20 protein-coding genes are annotated in these 21432 nt (G+C 65.8%); 13 read left to right on the top strand and 7 right to left on the bottom strand.

Features of this window, described 5'->3' with window-relative positions; genetic code table 11:
* Positions 1-8: 8 nt before the first annotated feature.
* The gene (locus R0382_RS01355) at positions 9-905 is read right to left on the bottom strand and encodes a MinD/ParA family ATP-binding protein (protein WP_432721752.1); all 897 of its coding nucleotides are present in this window, start codon (positions 903-905) and stop codon (positions 9-11) included.
* 18 nt (positions 906-923) lie between these two features.
* Positions 924-2384, bottom strand: a complete 1461-nt coding sequence (gene flhF / locus R0382_RS01350) for a flagellar biosynthesis protein FlhF (protein WP_432721751.1) — start codon at positions 2382-2384, stop codon at positions 924-926.
* 108 nt (positions 2385-2492) lie between these two features.
* Between flhF and R0382_RS01345 the strand changes: the two genes are divergently transcribed.
* Positions 2493-3146, top strand: a complete 654-nt coding sequence (locus R0382_RS01345; protein WP_432721750.1) for an RluA family pseudouridine synthase — start codon at positions 2493-2495, stop codon at positions 3144-3146.
* Between the two features lie 64 nt (positions 3147-3210).
* On the opposite strand, the gene R0382_RS01340 is transcribed toward R0382_RS01345, so the two are convergent.
* Complete coding sequence (locus R0382_RS01340) at positions 3211-4242, bottom strand: porin (protein WP_432721749.1); 1032 nt, start codon at positions 4240-4242, stop codon at positions 3211-3213.
* Between the two features lie 92 nt (positions 4243-4334).
* Positions 4335-7169 (bottom strand): FAD-binding and (Fe-S)-binding domain-containing protein, encoded by a 2835-nt coding sequence (locus tag R0382_RS01335; RefSeq protein WP_432721748.1) that lies wholly within the window; start codon positions 7167-7169, stop codon positions 4335-4337.
* A gap of 596 nt (positions 7170-7765) precedes the next feature.
* Here R0382_RS01335 and murQ point away from each other — a divergent pair.
* From murQ to R0382_RS01315, 4 genes are all read left to right on the top strand, one after another.
* On the top strand, positions 7766-8677 hold the full coding sequence (gene murQ, locus R0382_RS01330; RefSeq protein WP_432721747.1) for an N-acetylmuramic acid 6-phosphate etherase: 912 nt from the start codon (positions 7766-7768) through the stop codon (positions 8675-8677).
* Positions 8678-8690: 13 nt separating this feature from the next.
* The gene (gene murP, locus R0382_RS01325; RefSeq protein WP_432721746.1) at positions 8691-10160 is read left to right on the top strand and encodes a PTS N-acetylmuramic acid transporter subunit IIBC; all 1470 of its coding nucleotides are present in this window, start codon (positions 8691-8693) and stop codon (positions 10158-10160) included.
* Positions 10161-10390: 230 nt separating this feature from the next.
* Positions 10391-11158: an exo-beta-N-acetylmuramidase NamZ domain-containing protein gene (locus R0382_RS01320; protein ID WP_432721745.1), complete on the top strand. Its 768-nt coding sequence runs from the start codon at positions 10391-10393 to the stop codon at positions 11156-11158.
* The gene (locus R0382_RS01315) at positions 11130-11591 is read left to right on the top strand and encodes a hypothetical protein (RefSeq protein WP_432721744.1); all 462 of its coding nucleotides are present in this window, start codon (positions 11130-11132) and stop codon (positions 11589-11591) included. Before R0382_RS01320 ends, R0382_RS01315 begins: the two co-directional genes overlap by 29 nt.
* On the opposite strand, the gene R0382_RS01310 is transcribed toward R0382_RS01315, so the two are convergent.
* The 3 genes from R0382_RS01310 to flhB all read right to left on the bottom strand — a co-directional run bounded on the left by R0382_RS01310 (position 11588) and on the right by flhB (position 15832).
* Positions 11588-12454 carry a MurR/RpiR family transcriptional regulator gene (locus R0382_RS01310; RefSeq protein ID WP_432721743.1) on the bottom strand — a complete coding sequence of 289 codons (867 nt, stop codon included), beginning with the start codon at positions 12452-12454 and terminating at the stop codon, positions 11588-11590. The genes R0382_RS01315 and R0382_RS01310 overlap by 4 nt on opposite strands.
* Before the next feature lie 135 nt (positions 12455-12589).
* Positions 12590-14620 (bottom strand): flagellar biosynthesis protein FlhA, encoded by a 2031-nt coding sequence (gene flhA / locus R0382_RS01305; protein WP_432724196.1) that lies wholly within the window; start codon positions 14618-14620, stop codon positions 12590-12592.
* Between the two features lie 75 nt (positions 14621-14695).
* The gene (flhB, locus tag R0382_RS01300) at positions 14696-15832 is read right to left on the bottom strand and encodes a flagellar biosynthesis protein FlhB (RefSeq protein WP_432721742.1); all 1137 of its coding nucleotides are present in this window, start codon (positions 15830-15832) and stop codon (positions 14696-14698) included.
* Between the two features lie 121 nt (positions 15833-15953).
* Here flhB and R0382_RS01295 point away from each other — a divergent pair, with 121 nt between their 5' ends.
* The 8 genes from R0382_RS01295 to fliR all read left to right on the top strand — a co-directional run bounded on the left by R0382_RS01295 (position 15954) and on the right by fliR (position 21432).
* The gene (locus R0382_RS01295; protein ID WP_432721741.1) at positions 15954-17039 is read left to right on the top strand and encodes a flagellar hook-length control protein FliK; all 1086 of its coding nucleotides are present in this window, start codon (positions 15954-15956) and stop codon (positions 17037-17039) included.
* 158 nt (positions 17040-17197) lie between these two features.
* Positions 17198-17710 (top strand): flagellar basal body-associated FliL family protein, encoded by a 513-nt coding sequence (locus R0382_RS01290; protein WP_432721740.1) that lies wholly within the window; start codon positions 17198-17200, stop codon positions 17708-17710.
* Between the two features lie 44 nt (positions 17711-17754).
* Positions 17755-18765 carry a flagellar motor switch protein FliM gene (gene fliM, locus R0382_RS01285; protein WP_432721739.1) on the top strand — a complete coding sequence of 337 codons (1011 nt, stop codon included), beginning with the start codon at positions 17755-17757 and terminating at the stop codon, positions 18763-18765.
* A complete protein-coding gene (gene fliN, locus R0382_RS01280) occupies positions 18758-19198 on the top strand; it encodes a flagellar motor switch protein FliN (protein WP_432721738.1) in 441 nt (146 codons plus the stop codon). Before fliM ends, fliN begins: the two co-directional genes overlap by 8 nt.
* Before the next feature lie 5 nt (positions 19199-19203).
* Positions 19204-19629, top strand: coding sequence for a flagellar biosynthetic protein FliO (gene fliO / locus R0382_RS01275; protein WP_432721737.1), 426 nt, complete (start codon positions 19204-19206; stop codon positions 19627-19629).
* Positions 19626-20366 (top strand): flagellar type III secretion system pore protein FliP, encoded by a 741-nt coding sequence (gene fliP / locus R0382_RS01270; RefSeq protein WP_432721736.1) that lies wholly within the window; start codon positions 19626-19628, stop codon positions 20364-20366. The genes fliO and fliP overlap by 4 nt, the downstream gene beginning before the upstream one ends.
* A 3-nt stretch (positions 20367-20369) precedes the next feature.
* Entirely contained in the window at positions 20370-20639 is a 270-nt protein-coding gene (fliQ, locus tag R0382_RS01265) for a flagellar biosynthesis protein FliQ (RefSeq protein ID WP_432721735.1), read from the top strand.
* Positions 20640-20643: 4 nt separating this feature from the next.
* On the top strand, positions 20644-21432 hold the full coding sequence (gene fliR / locus R0382_RS01260) for a flagellar biosynthetic protein FliR (RefSeq protein ID WP_432721734.1): 789 nt from the start codon (positions 20644-20646) through the stop codon (positions 21430-21432).

Genomic DNA, 21432 nt, shown 5'->3' with positions numbered 1-21432 from the left:
GGGCCACGTTAACGTTGTAGCCGGTCGGCGAGGATGCGGCTCGATTCGACCAGCCGGTAGGCGAAATCGGCGGCGCTGTCGGCGGCACCGGCCGGGCGGCGCCAGCGCAGCATCGCGTCGGCGAGCTGGCGGAAGGCGTGCGCCGATTCGGCATCGGGAAACGCATCGAACACCGTCCGGCCGAGCCGCGCCGCGCGCGCCAGCTTTTCGTCCTCGGGGACGAAGCCGATCAGCCGCAGCCTGACCCGGTTGCCCAGATAGCGCGCGGCCACCTGCTGCAGCCGTTCGAACAGCGCGCCGGCTTCGTGCGCGCTGCCGACGCGGTTGATCAGGATGCGGAATTCGCTGCGGGCGTATTCGGTGGCCATCAGCTTGATCGCGGCGTAGGCATCGGTCAGCGATTCGGCGCGCTCGGACACGATCAGCACGACATCGTCGGCGGCGAGCGACAGGCTGGGCACGCCGGGCTCGGTGGCCGGCCGGGTATCGAGCAGCAGCCAGTCGGTATCGACGCTGACGGCGTCGAATTCGCGCGCCAGCCACGCGGCCTCGGCTTCATTGAGCCGCGCCAGCACCTGCGGCCGCGCGGCGGCGGGCAAGAGTGAAAACCCGCCCGGCGCCGGAACGATGACGTCGGCGAGCGTGACCTCGCGACGGATCGCTTCTTCGAAGTCATAGGGGGGCGACAAGCGCAATCGTTGGGTGGCGTTGCCGCTGCCGGTGTGTTCATCGAGCAGCAGCACCGAACGCTCGCGTTCGGCCAGCGCCGCAGCCAGATGGATGGCGACCGTCGTCGCGCCGGCGCCGCCGCGTCCGCCATTGATGCTGACGCTGCGGCAAACGGGTCTGGCGACCAGCGCCCGGAGCCCGGCGGCCTGGTCGTCCCACAGTCTGGCGTTGCTCATCGCTGGGGTCCTCGCGGCTTAGCCGCGGGGCGTCGGCTCGCCGAAGCCGGCGTCCTCGGTATTGCTGGTCTGGGTGCCCATGTAGACCGGATATTCGTCCGGCTGCAGCTGGAACGGCCGGCCGGGTTCGGCACGGAAGGCCCGGTCGACCAGATATTCGATCCGTGCCGGGTGCAGGTCTTCGGGCACGCGCTGGCCGTTGGTGACGAAATGCAGCTTGAGCCGGTGGCGGATCGCGACGTCGAGGCAGCCGCCGAGGCTCATCGTCTCGTCGAGCTTGGTCAGGATCACGCCGGCGAGCTGTTCGTTCTTGTAGCGTCGCGCGACATCATCGAGCGTCGCCGGCGCGGCGTTGGCAGCGAGCAGCAGCAGCGTGTGCGCGCGCTCATGCTGGAACAGTCGCAATTGTTCGACGATGCGCAGGTCGCGCTGGCCCATGCCGACCGTGTCGATCAGCACCAGATGGCGCGACGCCAGATCGGCGAGGGTGAGTTCGAAATCGGTGTCGTCCTTGACCTCGTGCACCGGCACGCCAAGGATGCGGCCGTAGATGCGCAATTGGTCGGTTGCGCCGATCCGGTAGCTGTCGGTCGTCAGCAGGGCAACCGATTCGGGGCCGTAGGCCAGCGCGCAACGCGCGGCGAGCTTGGCGACCGTCGTCGTCTTGCCGACGCCGGTCGGGCCGATCAGCGCGTAGACGCCGCCCTGGGCCACGAGATCGTCGCCATCGCCGACGGCGGCGATATTGTGGACCAGCGCCGCCTTGAGCCAGCGGGCGCGCAGCTCCGGCGCCATCTGCGCCGGCATCTTGTCGACCAGCTGGCGGGCCAGCGCCGGGCAGAAGCCGGCGGTCAGCAACTGGCGCAGCGCGTCGAGCTTGTCCGGCGACTGGCGTGAGAGTTCGTTCCACGCCATGCCGGCGAGCTGGTGCTCCATCAGCCCGCGCAGTTGGCGCATTTCGCGTGCGATGTCGTCGATCGCCGCAGGTTGCACCGTTGATGCCGGCGTCGGCGTGGCGGGGATGTCGTCGTCGCTGTAGCGGAAGGCGGGCGGCGCCGGGAGGTCGGCCGCGACGGGGCGGGGGGCCGGGCGCTCGGGCGCCGGGCGCGGCTCGGCGATGGTCGGTTCGAGCCGTGGCGCGCGGTTGCTGCGCACCACCTGCGGCGCCGGTGCCGGCGCAGGCGCGTCGTCATCGTCCTCGTCGGGAATCGCGTACGAGCGTTCGAGCGCGCGGGTCAGCGGCGGTACGATCGGCGTTGGCCGGGGCGCGGGCGGGTCGACACGGACGGACGGACGGCTGGCCGCGATGGTCTGCGCGCTGGTCAGCGCTGCAACGTCGGAATCGGCCACGGCCATGATCTCGACGCCGCCGCCGGCCACCTGCCGGTTCGACAGGATAAGCGCGTCCGGGCCGAGTTCATCACGAACCTGACGCAGCGCATCACGGGTGGTGGCACCGTAGAATTTCTTGACGACCATTGTCCCTATCGAGCCAGTTAAACCGGGCTATTATCTCCAGCCCGTGAGGATCGCACAAACGGCAGCGGCCGTGGCGCTGCCGTGCCTCTTTCTCCTGATTCTATCGTCATGCATACGCTCGCCTATCTTCCCCCGTCCGACACCGGCCTCAGCGTCATCTACGCCGACGCTTCGCTGCTGGTCGTCGACAAGCCCGCCGGCTTGCTGGCGGTGCCCGGCCGTGGCGACGACAAGGCCGATTGCCTGAGCGCACGGGTGCAGGCGGTCTATCCGGATGCGCTGATCGTGCACCGGCTCGATATGGCGACGTCGGGGCTGGTGGTCTTCGGTCGCGGCGGCGAGGCGCAGCGGCGCTTGAGCCATGCGTTCGAGCACCGCCGCGTCAGCAAGCGCTATGTCGCCGTCGTTGCAGGGCTGATCGCCGACGATGCCGGCGAGATCGACCTGCCGCTGGGCGCCGACTGGCCGAACCGGCCCCGGCAGAAGGTCGATTTCGATGCCGGCAAACGTGCGCTGACGCGCTACGCGCTGCTGTCGCGCACGGACGACAGCAGCCGCGTCGCGCTCGAGCCGGTCACCGGCCGGACGCATCAGCTGCGCGTGCATCTGATGGCGATCGGCCACCCCATCCTCGGCGATGCGCTGTATGCCGGCGCCGCGGCCGGGCGTGCATCACGGTTGTTGCTGCACGCAGAGCGCTTGGCGCTGGCGCATCCGTTGACCGGCGAACCACTGCAGTGGGACAGCCCGGCGCCGTTCTAGGGCTTGGCCGGGGCACCGCGCGCTTGTCGAGTACGTGGCGCCGTCCCCGGTGGCATGCCAACGATCAGAAGCCGGTCCAGGTGCCGATCAGCAAGCGATAGCTATTGGCGCCGGGAAGGTGATGCGTTTCGCCGTCGACGCCGATGGCGCCGTTGGTTTCGTTGCTGGCGTAGCGGGCCTGGATGTAGCCGGCGGTGTTCTTCGACAGGGCGTACGACCACTGGCTGATGATCGCCTGCGACGCGCTGTCGTCCAGCTCGTCGCCGTCGACGGTGAGGTTGCTGTAATAGGTGTAGGTGACGCCGACCGTGTGCTTGTCCTTGGTGTAGATGCCTTGGACGAAGTACTGGTTCTGGTCGCCGTAGCCGGTCGGCGAGTCGGCGTTCTGCCAGCGCTTCATGCCGCCCTTGAGCGTGAATTCGCCGAAGTCATAGCCGCTGGCGATATAAGCCATGCGCTGCGTTGCCGGTTCGGCGGCCTGGGCCGACGCCTTCAATGCCTGGTTCTCCTGATAACCGAAGTCCAGTCGCCAGCCGCCGTTCTTGTAGCCGGCGGCGATGTCGTAGAAGTATTCCGAGCCGAGCACGTCGGTTTCATTGCTCTGGCTCTTGAGCGAATACAGCGCCGATAGCGAGAAGCCGCCCATGATCGGCGAGTCGTAGCGGATCGAGTTGTCCGGGTTGAAGCCGAGCAGGCCGATGGTGCCGATGTGTTCCGAGCCGCCGAGGTTGCCGTAAGGCCAGTCGAGCTTGTCGACATACGATGGCGTGTAGATGCGGCCGAAGCGCAGCTTGCCCCAGTCGCCCTGCCAGCCGCCCCAGGCTTCCCGGTTGCCCCAGACCTTGTCCTTGTCCTTGCGATAGTTGTCGGCGCCGGTCCAGATTTTCCAGATCACGCTGTCGCCGTTGTCGAGTTTGTCTTCACCGGCAAAGAAAATCCGCGGTTTGACCTCGAGTTCGACTTCGCCGTCGAACGACGGGGCGTCGGAATCGTGGATATAGATATTGCTTTCCACGCTGCCGCCAACGGTGACTTGGGCGGCGCACAGCGGGGCTTGCGCGAGCAGCAGCAGGGCTGCGAAGTGTTTGAGCGTCATGGTCTAAATCTCTTTGTTGTCATTGGTGGTGGCGCGAGCGGGCCGCGTCCCGGGAATGGATGCCGGTCGTTGTCCTCCGTGGATTGGGGTAGTCAGCGTCCCTGGTCGGGCCCGGCGAGCGGCGTGCTCAACTGGTCGAGCAGCGCCTCGATGCTGTGGTAACGGCTGCCGGTGTGGCTGCTGAGGCCGATCTGGCAGGTCTGGCTCATCGACACGCCATGGGCGCAAGCGCGTGCTTCGGGCGCGAGCTGGCCGAGGCTGTTGGCGTTGAGTTCGGGCAGCGTGAAACCCTTGCTGCCGGCAAAGCCGCAACAGGCGACGCCGGTGCCGATCGGTTTGTCGCTGCAGCGTTGCGCCAGCGCCCTCAGCGCATCAGCGGCGCCGAGCTTGGTGGCGCTGCACGGGACGTGAAGCGCGAGTTCGGCCAGTGGCTTGGCGATGGCGAGCCGCGGCGCAACGTGTTCGTCGAGAAAGCTCGCTGCGTCGTACAGGCGCAGCCGCGCGTCGACCAGCCCGGCGCGCTGGGCCTCGATCAGCCGCAAGGCGCACGGGCCGTTGTCGATGTAGACCGGGATTTCGCCGTTGTTCGACGCGGCAAGCAGCGCGGTATTGGTCGCATTGCCCGCGGTGTTCGCGGCGTCTTCGGCGTTGGCCGATGCAAACGGCTGGCCGCAGCACAGCGTGTTCAGCCCCGGCGGGTAGATGGCGTGCCAGCCGCTTTTGCCGAACAGGCTGAGCGCACTGCTGGCGACGCTGTCCTTGCCGTCGCCTTCGGCCAGCGTGCGGTTGACGCAGCTGACGAAGTAGACGACCGGTCGGCCGGTCTGACCGGGGGCCGGGAGCGGGCGGGCCGGTCGCGGCATCGCGGCCGGGACGGCCGGGACCAGCGGGATGATCTTGCGGGCGGCCCGATTGAGCTTGCGCGCGCCGTCGTCGCCGAGCAGCGTCCGCGTGGCGTGCCAGCCGGCCAGGCCGAGGCGTGCCGCGCCGGTGGCCAGTTTCATGTGCGTGGCGACCCACGCGCCGGCCTTGCGGTAGCGATTCGGCCCCTTGAGCTTTTGCATCAGCGTGCCGGTATTGATGCCGACCGGGCAGCGCGTCGCGCACATGCCGGTGGCGGCGCAACTGTCGATGCCGGCGTGACGGTAGTCGCGCTCCCACGCCTGCACGGTGGGGCTGTCGTCGCCGCGCCGGCGCGCCGCGCTGATCGCACGCCAGAGCACGATGCGCTGGCGCGGCGTCAGCGTCAGCCCGTTCGACGGGCAGACCGGCTCGCAGAAGCCGCATTCGATGCAGCGATCGACCAGCTCGTCGGCCGCCGGCATTGCTTTCAGGTCTTGCAGGTGGATGCGTTCGTTGCTGCTGATGATCACGTCCGGGTTGAGGACGCCGGCCGGGTCGAACAGCCGCTTGATCGTCTGCATGATGGCAAAGGCATCGTCGCCCCATTCCTGCCGCACGAAGGGCGCCATATTGCGGCCGGTGCCGTGCTCGGCCTTGAGCGAGCCGCCGTATTCGACGGCGACCAGCGCGGCGACGGCGTCCATGAAGTCGCTATAGCGTTGCGTTTCGGCGTCCGAATCGAAGCTCGGCGTGAACACGAAGTGCAGATTGCCTTCGAGCGCATGGCCGAACAGCAGGGCTTCGTCGTAGCCATGGCGGTCGAACAGCTCGCCGAGCCGGCGCACGCCGTCGGCCAGGTGCTCGATCGGGAAGGCAACGTCTTCGATCACCACGGTGGTGCCGACCGGCCGCGCCGCGCCGACCGCCGGGAATAGCCCCTTGCGCACCGACCAGTACGCATTGGTGACGGCCGGATCGGTGTGAAAACCGCTGTCGGCCTGCGGGGTGTAGGCGGCGACCAGCGCGCCGATGGTGCTGCAGCGCTGCGTCAGCGCGTCCTTGTCGTCGGCCCGGGTCTCGATCAGCAGCGCGGCGGCGCCGTCGGGGATCTCGTCGTACATGAAGTCGGGCAGGCCGCGCATATGCCGGACCGTGCGCATGCTTCGGGCGTCGATCAGCTCGACGGCGTCGCACAGCGCCTGTTCGCGCAGGGCGGTCACCGCGCGGCAACAGGCGTCCAGATTGTGGAACACGATCAGCGCGCTGGCCTTGTTCGGCAGATCGACGACGGTGTCGTAGGTGATGCTGCTGATGAAGCCCAGCGTGCCTTCGGAGCCGATCATCAGGTGGGCGAGCATGTCGACCGGATCGCTGAAATCGACCAGTGCGTTGATGCCGTAGCCGGTGGTGTTCTTCAGCCGGTACTTGTGGCGGATCTTGCTTTCGAGCGCCGGGCGGGCGCGGATCTCGGCGGCCAGCGTCGCCAGGCCGTCGAGCAGCGCCGCGTGCGAATCGCGGAAGGCGGCGACGCTGTCGGCGTCGGCGGTGTCGAGCACGCTGCCATCGGCGAGGATCAGCCGGATCGCGCTCAAGGTGTGGTAGCCGTTATGCCGGGTGCCGCAGCACATGCCGCTCGAATTGTTGGCGGCGATGCCGCCGATTTTCGCGGTGGCGATCGACGCCGGATCGGGGCCGATCTTGCGCCCCCAAGGCGCGAGCGCGTCGTTGGCGTGCTGGCCGATCACGCCCGGCTGCAAGCGGATGCGCGCGCCGTCGTCGAGCACCTGCCGGCCGTTCCAGCCATCGCCGAGCATCACCAGCACCGAATCGCTGACCGCCTGCCCCGACAGCGATGTCCCGGCGGCGCGAAAGGTCACGGCCACGCGGTGGGCATGGGCTTCGCGCAGCAGCAGCCGGACCTCGGCCTCGTTCTCGATGCGGACGACGATCTGCGGCACCAGCCGGTAAAAGCTGGCGTCGGTGCCGTAGGCCAGCGTACGCGCCGGATCGGTGATCAGTCGTGCTGCGGGCAGTTCACGCTGCAGCGCAAGGTAGAACGCGTGATGGGCGGGGGGGAGGTTCATGGGCGTTCTTGACTGTTTGGTGAGCCGGAAATCATGGGGGCAGGGCTTTGCGGGCCGGGTCCGCAAAGCGCTTTCGATGGACGCGCTTCGCGTTTCCTCCCCGAAAGCCGGCCGGGTTCGGTCCCTAGGGTTGGAATATCATAATCACAAAAATGTTTTGTAGAAATAAATAATTCCTTGTGGGTGGCAATCGATGAGGTAGCAGGCAGGCGTGCAAGGCCGGGGGGGGGGGGGGGGCGGGATCGGGCGGGGGCGTGGATGGCATGGCGGCGGGAAGCCCAAACCGGGGGCCTGTCGCCGGCATTGGCCGCAGCGAACGAGGGTGCAGCGGCGGCTTGGATTCCTTGCCGGCAAGCAATGCGGTTGCGTGCACGGACAAGGCTTGATGCACCCAAAGCCGTGCGTGTCGGGCGCAGGCGGATCACGCGGACGGGAGTCCGGCATCCGGTCAGTCACCGGCACATGTGGCGCCGCGGCGGTGCCTGCATGGCGGGGACGCGACAGATATTCACTTGCCAGAACGGCTCACCGTCGGTACATTGGAATAAATTATTTATACATATTGCTTGTTTTGAATAACAAATTTAGGGGCGGATATGGCGATTGATCTCAGTGGCATGGTGACCGAACAACGCAATGCGGCCAGCGCGGCGATCGACCAGATGTCGACGCTGCAGATGTTGCAGGTGATCAATCAGGAGGACCAGCAGGTGGCTCCGGCGGTCGCGCGCACGCTGCCCGAGGTGGCGCGGGCGGTCGATGTCATCGTCGAGTCGCTGCAGGACGGCGGCCGGTTGATCTACATCGGCGCGGGCACGTCGGGCCGTCTCGGTATTCTGGATGCGAGCGAATGTCCGCCGACCTATGGCACCGACCCCGCGCAGATCGTCGGCCTGATTGCTGGTGGCGAGCAGGCGGTATTCAGCGCGGTCGAAAATGCCGAGGACGATGAGGACGCCGGCCGGGACGACCTCAAGGCGATCGATTTCGGTGCGCGCGACGTGCTGGTCGGTATCGCCGCCAGCGGTCGCACGCCGTATGTGATCGGCGCGATCGAATACGCCAAGTCGCGCGGCGCGACCACGGTCTCGCTGAGCTGCAACCCGGTCTCGCCGATGGCGGCGCTGGCCGATATCGCGATCACCCCGGTGGTCGGCCCCGAGGTGGTGACCGGTTCGTCGCGGATGAAGGCGGGTACGGCGCAGAAGCTGGTGCTGAACATGCTGACGTCGGGCGCGATGATCCGGATGGGCAAGGTCTACGGCAATTTGATGGTCGACGTCGAGGCGACCAACGCCAAGCTGGTCGAGCGTCAGGTACAGATCGTCAAGGCGGCGAGCCACTGCTCGCGCGCCGACGCCGAACAGGTGCTGGCGCAGAGCGGCGGTCACTGCAAGACCGCGATCGTGATGCAGCTGGCCAAGGCCGGCGTCGACGAAGCCCGCCGCGCGCTCGCCGCTGCGCGCGGTCATATCCGCGAAGCGCTGAACGCGCTGCGCGCCGCCTGAGCGGGGACCGACGATGTCCATCTCCCTGGCCATGATGACCGACGTGCTGTCCGCTGCTGGCGGCGCCGGCAATATCGCCCGCTGCGGCAACTGCATGACCCGGTTGCGGCTGACGCTGCACGACCGCGAACGCGCCGATCACGCGGCCTTGCGCGCGATTGCCGGCGTGCTGGGCGTGATCGACAGCGACGACGAGCTGCAGCTGGTACTCGGCCCGGGCAAATCGCAGACCGGCGCCGACATGATGCAGTCGCTGATCGACGCCGCCGAGCCGACAGCGGCGACGGCTGCGGCAGTGGCGCCGTCGGTATCGGCCGCCGATGATCTGGCGGCCGTCGCCAAACAGAACAAAAAAGCACTCAAGGCCAAACAGGGCAGCGCGATCCACCGTTTCCTGACCAAGTTCGCGACGATCTTCACGCCGCTGATTCCGGGCTTCATCGCCGCCGGCCTGCTGCTTGGCTTCGCGACGCTGATCGATCAGGTGTGGATTGCCGGCGTCGCCGAACCCAGCCGCATGCTGGTCGATCTGGTCGGGTATATGAAGGTGTTCGGCACCGGCCTGTTTGCCTTCCTCGGCATCCTGATCGGCTACAACACCCAGCAGGCTTTCGGCGGTTCGGGCGTCAACGGCGCGATCCTGGCGTCGCTGTTCGTGCTCGGCTACGACCCTGACGCTACGCGCGGCATGTACGCGGGCATGACCGAATTCTTCGGCGTGGCGATCGATCCGCGCGGCAACATCATCGGCATCCTGCTCGCCGGCATGGCCGGTGCCTGGGTCGAGCGTCAGGTACGCCGGGTGATGCCGGACAACCTCGACATGATCCTGACCTCGGTGGTGACGCTGCTGATCATGGGCGCGCTGACCTTCGTCGCGATCATGCCGCTGGGCGTACTGCTGTTCGACGGCATGTCCTATCTGTTCTCGCATCTGAACGGCAATCCGATCGGTTGCGCCGTGCTCGCCGGCCTGTTCCTGATTTCGGTGATGTTCGGCGTGCATCAGGGCTTTGTGCCGGTGTATTTCGCGCTGATGGAAACGCAGGGGTTCAACTCGCTGTTTCCGATTCTGGCGATGGCCGGCGCCGGCCAGGTCGGCGCGGCGCTGGCGCTGTACGCCAAGGCCGGAAAGGGGGCAATGCTGCGCACCCAGATCAAGGGCGCGATCATTCCGGGCCTGCTGGGCGTCGCCGAGCCGCTGATCTATGGCGTGATGCTGCCGCGGGTCAAACCCTTCATCACCGCCTGCATCGGCGGTTCCGTCGGTGGCCTGGTGATCGGTCTGTTCGCCTGGTATGGCGTGCCGGTCGGCCTCAATACGGTGTTCGGCCCGTCCGGCCTCGTGTCGCTGCCGCTGATGACGTCGAACCAGGGGATTTTCGTCGGCATGGCGGTCTACGCCGCCGGCATGGTCGCCGCCTACGGGGCGGGCTTTATCCTGACGTTGTTGTGGGGCTGTCGCGACGTCGATCTCGATTGATCTTGCTAAGCGCCGCTAACGAAACCCTGAAGCTGCGTTGCACTCACTTGCCGTACACCTTGTACTGTTGTGACCGAAGGGAATCCCCGTGGGACGTCGTTTCGCGCGCCTTGCCAGCACCGTTTCACTGGGTTTGCGCCCCGCGGGAAGTGCCCTTGGGGCATTAGCCGCTCTAAACAGGAACGGTTAAACCGTTCCTGTTTTTTTGCGTCGGGCGCCGGGGAGGGCGGATGCTGCAACTTGGAATCGATCGGCCCGAGGTCTTCGGACCACTGCTGGCCGGCCGGCGTGTCGGGCTGATCGCCGGCGCCGCGTCGGTCGATACCGCAGGCAGGCACAGCATCGACGTGTTGCGCGCCCATGCCGATACCTATGGCTATGCGCTGACGACGCTGTTTTCGGTCGAGCACGGCCTGCGCGGTCAGGCCGAGGCCGGCTTCGGCGATGCCGATCATGTCGACGCGCGATCCGGCCTGCCGGTGATCTCGCTGTACGGGCAGGACGAAACCGGCCGGCCGCGCCATCACCCGGATGCGCGGGCGCTGGCCGATGTCGATGTGCTGGTGTTCGATCTGCAGGACGTCGGCGTGCGCTTCTACACCTATACGCTGTCGCTGCACTGGCTGATGGAAAGCGCCGCGGCGCACGGCAAGGCGCTGGTCGTGCTCGACCGGCCCAATCCCAACGGCGATCAGGTCTACGGCCCGGTGCTTGAGCGGGCGTGCGTGTCGGCTATCGGCATCGATCCGCTGCCGCTGCTGCATGGGCTGACCGTCGGCGAGCTGGCGCGGATGATGGCCGGTGAAGGCTGGCTCAATACGCCCGGCGGCGACGATGCCGACTGGGGCGCCCGCGCAAGGCGGCCGCTGGCGCTGCATGTCGTGCCGCTACGCGCTTACACCCACGCGCAGCGACGCGGCAATTCGGCTCTACCCGTCGCTGGGCCTGTTCGAGGCGACCAGCGTCAATATGGGCCGCGGCTCCGGTGCGCCGCATGAACAGACCGGCTTTCCGGACGCGCGCCTCGCGGTCAATGCAGCGTACGAGGTCGATGCCGCACAGACGCACTACGGCTGGCCGCAAGGCGGGCGCCAGGTCTGGGGCGAGCGCTACGGTGCCGATTCATCGCTGCTGCGGCGTGCGTCGATCTCGGCCTTTGTCGGCTGGTGGTACCGGCTGGCCGCGCTGGGCTATGCCACGCAGTGCGACGCGAGCGCCGAGGCCGATTACCTCGACCATGCGGATCGCTGTTATGTGATCCGGCCGCAATGGTTGTCGCAACTGATCGGCCGGGCGGATTTCCTGTCGCAGCTCGCGGCGCTGCATGCCGGCGGCGCCTCGGCCGAGCAGGCCGTGGCCGCGATCGAGGCTGGCTGGCCGCTGGCTGAGTATCGCCGGCGTCGCGCGGCTTACCTGCTGTATCCCGATTAATCTCGGTGGTTGAGTTCGTCGATCAGCTTTTGCGTGTGCTGGATCTGCGTGCTGCGCTCGACGCGGCTTTGCACCAGCGCCATGAACAGCAGATCGGTGATGGCGTTTTGCGCGGTGCGCGACGAAATCGTCGAGCTGCGCCACTGGTCTTCCTCGGCCTGCGTCGACAGCGCCAGATCGGCCATCGCGCGCAAGGGATTGTCGCCGGGGCTGGTGATTGCGATCAGCGTGGCATTGCGTGCCTTGGCAATCTTGGCCGCGCGCAACACCTCGTGGCGGCGGCCGGAGAATGAAATCACCAGCAGCACATCGCCCGCTTGCAGCGTGTTGGCGATGCTCAGTTGCACGTGGCTGTCCTGGTCGAGCAGCGCGGTAATGCCGATCTTCAGCAGCTTGTAGGCGAAGTCGCGGCCGACGATCAAGGAGCCGCCCAGCCCGGCGATCTGCACCCGACCAGCGCCGTTGAGCGCGTCGACGACTTGCGCGAGCACGTCGTAGTCGAGCGCCTGCGTGGTTTCGACCAGGGCGTGGACTTTCTCCTGCATCAGCTTCTGCGCCACCGTCGGCAGCGTGTCGTCCTGGGTGATCCGGTTATGCAGCTGCTGCGCGGCCGGTGCGAACTGGATCGCCTTCTTGCGGCCGCGCTCCTCGCTGAGTGCCAGCCGGAACGCGGTAAAGCCCTTGAAACCGAGCTTCTGGGTGAACTTGACGATGCTCGACTGGCTGACGCCGGCACGCTCGGCCAGCTGTTGCGATGACAGGCCGACGACGCCGTCGGCATCGTCGAGAATCAGTTCGGCGATTTTCAGTTCGCTCGCGGCCAGCAGGGGGCGCGATTGCGCGATTTGATTCAGGATGGCCATGTCGGGCTGCAAAACTGGACGGAGCTGCGATTATACATCGCGCCCATCGGCACGCCCGGGACGTCCGGGCACGTTTGCAGTCGATCGCGGGCTTGATCGACGTTTCCGCCCGACGACTTCAAGCGGATCGACGCATCACACTCCGCCGAGCACGCCGACGATGCGGATCGTCTTGGTGTCGGGGATTTCGGTGTGGGCAATCACGCGCAGGTTCGGGATCGAGCGGCGCAGGAAGCGGCTGAGCATCGGCCGCAAGGCACCCGGTGTGATCAGCACGGTGTTGAGGCCCTGTGCCTCCATCTGCTCGGACAGTTGCGACGCCTGTTGCAGCAGCCGCTCGGCCAGACCCGGTTCGAGGCCGCCGCGGCCGGCGCTGGCCGACATCAGGATGTTCTCGAGCTGCGGTTCGAGCGCGACCACCGGCAGCTCGGTCTCGCCCGGGAACAGCTGGTGGATGATGGCGCGGCCGAGCGCGACGCGGACCGCCGCGGTCAGCTCGTCGATGTCCTGGGTGCGGACGATGTGCTCGCCGAGCGTTTCCAGAATCGTCCGCAGGTCGCGGATGTGCATGCCTTCGTCGAGCAGGCTCTGCAGCACCTTCTGCAGCGTGCCAACCGGCACCAGCTTGGGGACGAGATCCTCGACCAGTTTCGGCGATTCCTTGGCGAAGTGGTCGAGCAGCGATTGCACCTCTTCGCGGCCGAGCAATTCGGCGGCATGGCCCTGCAGCAGATTGGAAATGTGCGTGCCGATGACAGTGGCGGTATCGACGACGGTATAGCCGAGCGCCTGCGCCTGATCGCGCAGCTCGGCGGCGATCCACGTCGCCGGCAGGCCGAAAGTCGGGTCCTTGGTCGCCGTGCCGGCGAGCGAGCCGGCGACGTTGCCCGGGTTGATCGCCAGCCACTGGCCGACATAGGCCTCGCCGAGGCCGACGTCGACGCCCTTGAGCTGGATCCGGTACTGGTTCGGCTTGAGTTCGAGGTTGTCGCGGATGTGCACCGCCGGCACCAGGAAGCCGAGCTCCTGGGCGATCTTCTTGCGGATGCCGCGAATGCGTCGCAACAGCTCGCCATCCTGATTGCGGTCGACCAGCGAAATCAGCCGGTAGCCCACTTCGAGCCCGACCGGATCGACCGGCTGGACGTCGTTCCAGCTGACTTCCTGCAGCGGGGATGGCGATGCCGCGGCGGCGGCGGCGGCGGCCGCGGCCGCGGCCGTCGGCCCGCCGCCAAGGGCTTCGGCCTGCTGGGCGCGGGCAGTGCGTTTTTCCAGCCACCACGCGATGCTGGCGGCGATCGCCGCGATCAGCAGGAAGGCAAAATGCGGCATGCCCGGGATGACGCCGAGGATGCCGATGACCGCTGCGGTCACGTACAGCACCTGCGGGTTGGCGAACAGCTGGCCGAGCATCTGTTCGGACAGGTCCTGCTCGGTGCCGACGCGCGAAACGACGATACCGGCGGCGACCGAGATGATCAGCGACGGAATCTGCGCGACCAGACCGTCGCCGATCGTCAGCAGCGTGTAGGTGCGGCCGGCTTCGGCAAAGGGTAGATCGTGCTGGACCATGCCGATGATCAGCCCGCCGATCAGGTTGATCACCATCACGAGAATGCCGGCGACGGCGTCGCCGCGAACGAATTTGCTGGCACCGTCCATCGAGCCGAAGAAGTCGGCCTCCTGCGAGATCGCCGAGCGGCGCTTGCGCGCTTCTTCTTCGCCGATCAGCCCGGCGTTGAGGTCGGCGTCGATCGCCATCTGCTTGCCCGGCATCGCGTCGAGCGTGAAGCGTGCCGACACTTCGGCGATCCGCCCCGCGCCCTTGGTGATGACGACGAAGTTGATGATGGTCAGGATGACGAAGGCGATGATGCCGACGGTGAGGTTGCCGCCGATCAGTACATGGCCGAAGGCCTCGATCACCTGGCCGGCGGCGCCGGCGCCGGTGTGGCCCTCGGTCAGCACCAGCTTGGTCGACGCGACGTTGAGCGACAGCCGCAACAGCGTCGTTACCAGCAGCACGGTCGGGAAGGCCGAGAATTCGAGCGGCTCGCGCGTGTACAGGCTGACCATCAGCACGATGATCGAGATGGCGATATTGAAGGTGAAGAAGAAGTCGAGCGCGAGCGCGGGCAGCGGCAGAATCATCATGCCGAGCACCATGAAGACCAGCGCCGGGCCGGCCAGTCGCGTCAGATTGAGATTACGCACACGCCTTCAATTTCATTGGCGCCGCCATCAAGTGGCGGCTTCGGGGTCGAGGTCTTTCGGGACCGGCAGGCTGTCGTTCAGCACCGGTTCGGTCCCGCCATAGCGCTGCCAGTGCCGCAGCTGATAGATGTAGGCCAGTACTTCAGCGGCAGCAGTATACAACGCGGCCGGAATTTCCTCGCCGAGGTCGGCGTGGTGATACAGCGCCCGCGCCAGCGGCGGCGTCCGCACCACGGTGACCTTGTGCTGCCTGCCGAGTTCGATGATGCGTTCGGCCAGCAGGAAGGAACCCTTGGCGATGACGACCGGCGCGCGCATCGCTTCGGTGTACTGCAGCGCGACTGCATAGTGGGTCGGGTTGGTGACGATGACGTCGGCCTTCGGGATCGCCGACATCATCCGCTTCCTGGCCGCTTCGCGCTGCAGCTGGCGGATCCGGCCCTTCAGTTGCGGATCGCCTTCGGATTCCTTCATTTCCTGCCGGACCTCTTCCTTGGTCATGCGCAGGTTCTTGTAGTACTCCCACAGCTGGTAGGGCACGTCGATCAGCACGATGACCGCCATTGCGCCGACGACGGTGAACAGCGTGAACTTCGCCATGCCCCACAGGTAGGCCAGACCGTTGTCGGGCGGCATGGCGATCAGCTGGACGAAATCGGCGCGTTCTTTCCACAGCACCAGCGCGGCCACCCCGCCGATCAGTCCGGACTTGAGGATGGCCTTGAACATCTCGACGATGCTGCGCACCGACAGTATCCGCTTGATGCCGCTGGCCGGATTGAGCCGGCCGAAGTTCGGTGCCATCGCCTCGGTCGAGAACAGCCAGCCGCCCATCAGCATCGGCGCCAGCAGCGCAGCCAGCGCGCAGGCGACGAAGACCGGTAGGCAGGCCCAGAGCATGGCCTCGCAGGCCTTGATGAAATGCAGGTGCATCTGCATCGGGTCGACCAGCGTGGTGCGGCTGAAGGTGAATTCGCTGCGCATCACCTGCTTGAGCGCATTGAGCAGCGCCGGGCCGGTCATGGCGATCGCGACCATGCCGGTCATCAGTACGCTGAACGACGCCAGCTCCTGCGAGCGGGGTATCTGCCCCTTCTTGCGCGCGTCCTCGAGCCGTTTGGGCGAGGGCGGCTCGGTGCGTTCGAGATCGGAATCTTCAGCCATGGTGCGCGTACGTTACCGCGTTGTGCCCCGGTGTCGCCAGTGGCTGTTGCGAGCGGTCGGTACGCGCTTGGCATTGCTTTTGCTTTTATGTTGGCTCCTGCCGTTTGCTTCGAGTGTTTTCATGGCTACTTCCGTTACCAATCTGTCTTCCTCCGTCGGCCCGGTGGCGACCAAGGCCGCTGCGTCGCGCGATGCAGCGCAAGGGCAGGACTTCGGCAGTACGCTGGCCCGCGAGGTTGCCGCGAGACAGCCGGAGCAGGCCACCTCGGGCAAGGACACGCAGTCGACACAGCAGGACGCCAAGGACGACGCCCCGGAGCCCGGCGACGCCGCCGCGCCTTGGCTGGCGCTGCTGCAATCGATGGCGCAGGTGGTGACGCAACCCTTGCCGCAGGAAGAAGCCGTCGCCAGCGAAACCCTGCCGGACGCAACGATCGAGCCGTTGGGTGCCGCGATTACGCCGGGTGTGGTTGCGACGTTGCCGGCGACGGTTGACGCCAACACCGCCGACGCGCGTGCGACCGGCGTGTCGCTGCTTGCAACGCCGACCACGGCCGCAGCGCCGGCCGCTGCCGAGGTGGACGAACTTGCCGCTCACGGCAAACCGTTGCCGCTGGGCCTTGCCGCCAGCGATGCCGATGCGACCGAAGCCACGCCGGCCGAGCTGCTCGCCGCCAACCGCGCCGAACTGCCGCGTACAAACGAAGCGCAGCCGGTGACGCAGACCGACAAACCGACGCCAACGCACAACGTCGTTCCGCATGTGGGTGAGTCGCGCTGGGGCGACGCCGTCGCGCAACGCGTGGCGATGATGATCGGCCGGCACGAGCAGAAACTGGAAATGCAGCTCAACCCGCCGAATCTCGGACCGATGGATGTCCACCTGACGCTGGCGCACGATCAGGCCAGCGTCGTTTTCGCCAGCCAGCATGCCGCAGTACGCGAGGCACTGGCCGCCGCGACGCCGCGCCTGACCGCGCTGCTCGCCGATCAGGGCATCCAGCTCGTCAACGTTCAGGTCGCCAGCGATTCGCTGAACCAGCATGCACAGCAGCAACAAGCCCAGTCGGGGCAGGACTCGCGTTCGTCGCGGCCCGAGCCGCGTGGCGTGAGCGGTGTCAGTGCGGACCAGCCGGCCGAGCTGCGCGTCGATCTGGGGACGCGCCGCCTGCCGGTCAGCGGTGGCGGGCTGAGTTTTTACGCGTGATGGTCCGCGCAAGGGCTTGTTTATAATTAACTATTAATCTTTGCTATAATCGCCGCGCTTACTGACGAGGCCCCGCTATTGCCGGGGCCGTTTCGACTCGACCTGTTTCGACTCGATCCATTTACGAATCGACGTCTCGTCGCTATCCAGGTGAATTCATGGCCGAAGCCCAAGCGGCGCCGAAAGGCAATAAAAAACTGATCGTCATCATCGCCGCTGTCGTGGCCGTGCTGCTGCTCGCGACTGCCGGCGGCGCCGCCTTTCTGCTGACGCGATCGAGCGATCATGGCGACGACGGCAGTGTCGAAACCCATGAGGCCGGCAAGAAGAAAAAGGCCGAAAAGGACGCCGATCACCCGCCAATCTTCGAAAAGCTGCAGCAATTCACCGTCAATTTGAATTCGCCAGACGAAGATGCCATGCTCCAAACGGATATCGTCGTCGAAATGGCCGACGCCAAGAGTCAGGAACGGATCAAGGCACAGATGCCCAAGATTCAAAGCGAGGTCAATCAGCTACTGCGCAGCAAGTCGCCGCAGGAGGTTCGCACCGTTGGCAGCATGGCCAAGCTCGGTGCTGAAATCCGCAAGCTGATCAACCACGCGCTGGGTGCCGAGGGTGACGAAGAGGGTGTGCTTTCCGTCAATTTCACCACGTTTATCGTTCAGTAACGGCGCCTGTGTTCATGATCGTGCGAGCTTCGGGTCTCCTCTAAATGGCAGATGACATCCTTTCCCAGGAAGAGGTCGATGCGCTGCTGCGCGGCGTGACCGGGGAAGAAGACGAATCCGACGAGGCCGGCGATGCGTCGGCGGTGCGAACCTACGACATCGGTCGGCAGGAGCGCATCGTCCGCGGCCGCATGCCGACGCTCGAAATCATCAACGAGCGTTTCGCCCGCAACCTGCGCATTGCGCTGTTCAATTTCATGCGCCGCAACGCCGAGATCAGCGTCGGCGCGGTCCGGGTGCAGAAGTACAGCGAGTTCATCCGCAACCTCGTCGTCCCGACCAACCTCAACCTGATCCAGATGAAGCCGCTGCGCGGCACCGGCCTGTTCATCTTCGATCCGGATTTCGTCTTCCTCGTCGTCGACAATCTGTTTGGCTCGGACGGTCGCTACCATGTCCGTGTCGAAGGGCGGGATTTCACGCCGACCGAGCAGCGCATCATCCAGCGTTTGCTCGACGTGGTGTTCGAGGAATACCAGAAAGCGTGGAAGCCGGTGTTCGAGTGCGAATTCAGCTATCTGCGCTCGGAAATGAACACCCAGTTCGCCAATATCGCGACGCCGACCGAAGTCGTCGTTGCCTACACGTTCCGGATCGAGCTCGGCGCCAGCGGCGGCGATTTCCATGTCTGCCTGCCGTATTCGATGATCGAGCCGATCCGCGACACGCTGTACAGCACGATGCAGGCCGACCGGATCGAGTCGGACAATCGCTGGTTGAGCCTGCTGCAGACACAGGTACAGAATGCCGAGGTCGACCTGATTGCGACGCTCGGCAACACCGAAATCACGCTGGGCGACATCCTCAATCTCAAGGCCGGCGACGTGATCTCGCTGGAGATTCCGCAGGCCATCGTTGCCGAGGTCGACGGCGTGCCGGTGCTCGAATGCAAGTATGGTATTCTCAACGGCCAGTATGCGTTGAAGGTCAACCGGGTGCTCGGCACCCCCGACGGCGCGCAGGATGAAGCAGGTCAGGGGGAAAAGCATGGCTGATGAGAACACGCCAGACAACAGCCAAGCCGACGAAGTAATGGACGACTGGGCAGCTGCGATGGCCGAACAGGCTGCCAGCGAAAGCACTGAGGCCGACACCGTTCAGGCATCGGTGCAGGCCGCCGACATTTTCGAGCGTTTTGACACGGCACCGGCTGCCGGTGCGGGTCGCGGCAATATCGACATGATTCTCGATATTCCGGTAACGCTGACGGTCGAGCTCGGCCGGACCAAGATTGCAATCCGCAGCCTGCTGCAATTGGCGCAGGGTTCGGTCGTCGAGCTCGACGGCCTTGCCGGCGAGCCGATGGACGTCCTCGTCAACGGCTGTCTGATTGCCCAGGGTGAAGTCGTCGTCGTCAACGACAAATTCGGTATTCGTCTCACCGACATCATTACGCCGGCGGAACGGATTCGCCGGCTGCACAAATAATCTCCATGCGTTTTCTCCCGTTCGCGCTTGCCGCGTTGCCGGGCTGTGCGCTCGCGCAGGCGGCATCGGTGCCGGCGTCGCTGGCCGGCAGCGGCCCCGGTCTGGGGCAGTTCGTCCAGGTCCTGGTGATGCTCGCTCTGGTGCTGGCGCTGATCGTCGGCGCTGCGTGGCTGATGCGGCGTTTTTCCTTGCTGCCCGGTCAGGCCGGCAACCAGCTGCGCGTCGTCTCCGGCGTGATGGTCGGGCCGAAGGAGCGCGTGGTCGTGGTCGAGCGCGGTGAAACCTGGCTGGTGCTCGGCGTGACGGCGCATTCGGTCAATTTATTGCATACGCAGCCGCGTCCCGATGATGCGCCCGGCGCAGCCACGCCGGCACCGCTGCCGCCGTTTGCCCAGAAGCTGGCCGCGCTGATGAAAAAGGCCAAGTCGTGAAGCGCTGGGTGCTGGCCTCGGTGCCGCTGTTTTTTGCCGGCGCGTCCTTCGCCGCCGATCCGGGCCTGCCGTTCATGAATTCGACGCAGGGGGCGGGGGGCACCGCCTACAGCTTGCCGCTGCAGACGCTGCTGTTCCTGACCGCTCTGACTTTCCTGCCGGCGATGCTGCTGATGATGACGGCGTTTACGCGCATCGTCATCGTCCTGTCCTTGCTGCGCCAGGCGATCGGTACGACGATGGCTCCGCCGAATCAGGTTATCGTCGGCCTGTCCTTGTTCCTGACGCTGTTCGTGATGGCGCCGACCTTCGACAAGATCTACGCCCAGGCCTACCAGCCGTACTCGGAGCAGAAGATCAGCTTCAATGAGATGGTCGACAAGGGCGCGGTGCCGCTGAAAGACTTCATGCTCAAGCAGACGCGGCAGAAGGATCTGGCATTCTTCATCGACGTCTCGGGCATGAAAAAGCCCAACGGTCCCGAGGACGTGAGCCTGCGCGTGCTGGTACCGGCTTTCGTCACCAGCGAGCTGAAGACGGCGTTCCAGATCGGTTTTCTGGTGTTCATTCCCTTTCTGATCATCGACCTGGTCGTCGCCAGCCTGTTGATGGCAATGGGGATGATGATGGTGTCGCCGGTGATCATCTCGCTGCCGTTCAAGCTGATGCTGTTCGTGCTCGTCGACGGCTGGACGCTGTTGATGGGGTCCTTGGTGCAGAGCTTTTATCTGGGATAGCCGATGACGCCGGAAACCGTGGTCACCGTGATGCAAAGGGCGATGGAGCTGATGGTGCTGCTCGGCGGCCCGCTGCTGCTGGCGATGCTGGCCACCGGTCTGATCGTCAGCATTTTCCAGGCGGCGACGCAGATCAATGAGGCGACGCTGTCGTTCATCCCGAAGCTAATCGTGGCCTTTATCGTCTTCATCCTCGCCGGGCCGTGGATGATCGAGATGGCGATGGATTACACGGTGCGGCTGTATCAGAGCATCCCGCAGCTGATCGGCTGAACCGGTGTTCACCGTTTCCCAGGCGCAGATCGAACTCTGGCTGGCCCTGTTCTGGTGGCCATTCTGCCGCTTCTTCGGCTTGCTGATCGCCGATCCGATTTTTTCCAACAAGGTGGTGCCGGTGCGCGTGCGCATCGGTCTGGCGATTGCGCTGGCGGTGCTGGTGGCGCCGGTGCTGACGCCGCCGGCCGGCGTCGAGATCGTCTCGCCCGCCGGGCTGCTGATCGCGGTCAACCAGCTGCTGATCGGCGTGATGCTGGGCTTTGCGGTACGGCTGATGTTCAACGCGGTCGATATGGCCGGGCAGGTGATCGGCCTGCAGATGGGGCTTGGGTTCGCCAGCTTTTTCGATCCGCACAGCGCGGCCAACGTCCCCATCGTCGCGCAGTTCATCAATATGATGATGTTGCTGATCTTCCTCGCGCTGAACGGCCACTTGATCGTGCTGCGCATCCTGATCGAGAGCTTTGCCGTGCTGCCGCTCGATGCACGGCCGCTGGGCGCCGGTGGTTTTCGCTTGTTGGTCGAGCAGGGCGCGGCGATTTTCCGGCTCGGGTTGATGCTGGCGATGCCGGTGGTCGGCGCCTTGCTGATCACCAACCTGGCCATCGGCATCATGACCCGCGCCGCGCCGCAGCTGAACGTGTTCGCGATCGGTTTTCCGCTGCTGCTGGCCATCGGCGTGGCGGCCATGTACGTGAGCCTGCCCTATATGGTGGTGCACGTCGAAGCGATGCTGGCGGCGTTGACCCGCAATGCGGCGCAGCTGTTTACCGCGCTCAAACCGGCCTGA

The sequence above is a fragment of the Jeongeupia wiesaeckerbachi genome (genome assembly GCF_050916355.1).
In the GTDB taxonomy this organism is placed as follows: Bacteria; Pseudomonadota; Gammaproteobacteria; order Burkholderiales; family Chitinibacteraceae; genus Jeongeupia; species Jeongeupia wiesaeckerbachi.
This window is presented reverse-complemented; position numbering and strand designations above follow the sequence as displayed.

Bases quoted from the DNA above. Each gene is read 5' to 3' on its own strand.
- R0382_RS01345 (WP_432721750.1), top strand. From the start codon at position 2,493: ATGCATACGCTCGCCTATCTTCCCCCGTCCGACACCGGCCTCAGCGTC.
- murP (WP_432721746.1), top strand. From the start codon at position 8,691: ATGTCCATCTCCCTGGCCATGATGACCGACGTGCTGTCCGCTGCTGGC.
- flhF (WP_432721751.1), bottom strand. From the start codon at position 2,384: ATGGTCGTCAAGAAATTCTACGGTGCCACCACCCGTGATGCGCTGCGT.
- flhB (WP_432721742.1), bottom strand. From the start codon at position 15,832: ATGGCTGAAGATTCCGATCTCGAACGCACCGAGCCGCCCTCGCCCAAA.
- R0382_RS01290 (WP_432721740.1), top strand. From the start codon at position 17,198: ATGGCCGAAGCCCAAGCGGCGCCGAAAGGCAATAAAAAACTGATCGTC.
- R0382_RS01295 (WP_432721741.1), top strand. From the start codon at position 15,954: ATGGCTACTTCCGTTACCAATCTGTCTTCCTCCGTCGGCCCGGTGGCG.
- R0382_RS01315 (WP_432721744.1), top strand. From the start codon at position 11,130: ATGGGCCGCGGCTCCGGTGCGCCGCATGAACAGACCGGCTTTCCGGAC.
- R0382_RS01335 (WP_432721748.1), bottom strand. From the start codon at position 7,169: ATGAACCTCCCCCCCGCCCATCACGCGTTCTACCTTGCGCTGCAGCGT.
- fliQ (WP_432721735.1), top strand. From the start codon at position 20,370: ATGACGCCGGAAACCGTGGTCACCGTGATGCAAAGGGCGATGGAGCTG.
- R0382_RS01355 (WP_432721752.1), bottom strand. From the start codon at position 905: ATGAGCAACGCCAGACTGTGGGACGACCAGGCCGCCGGGCTCCGGGCG.
- fliN (WP_432721738.1), top strand. From the start codon at position 18,758: ATGGCTGATGAGAACACGCCAGACAACAGCCAAGCCGACGAAGTAATG.
- R0382_RS01310 (WP_432721743.1), bottom strand. From the start codon at position 12,454: ATGGCCATCCTGAATCAAATCGCGCAATCGCGCCCCCTGCTGGCCGCG.
- murQ (WP_432721747.1), top strand. From the start codon at position 7,766: ATGGCGATTGATCTCAGTGGCATGGTGACCGAACAACGCAATGCGGCC.
- R0382_RS01340 (WP_432721749.1), bottom strand. From the start codon at position 4,242: ATGACGCTCAAACACTTCGCAGCCCTGCTGCTGCTCGCGCAAGCCCCG.
- fliM (WP_432721739.1), top strand. From the start codon at position 17,755: ATGGCAGATGACATCCTTTCCCAGGAAGAGGTCGATGCGCTGCTGCGC.
- flhA (WP_432724196.1), bottom strand. From the start codon at position 14,620: ATGGTGCTCGGCATGATGATTCTGCCGCTGCCCGCGCTCGCGCTCGAC.
- fliO (WP_432721737.1), top strand. From the start codon at position 19,204: ATGCGTTTTCTCCCGTTCGCGCTTGCCGCGTTGCCGGGCTGTGCGCTC.
- R0382_RS01320 (WP_432721745.1), top strand. From the start codon at position 10,391: ATGCTGCAACTTGGAATCGATCGGCCCGAGGTCTTCGGACCACTGCTG.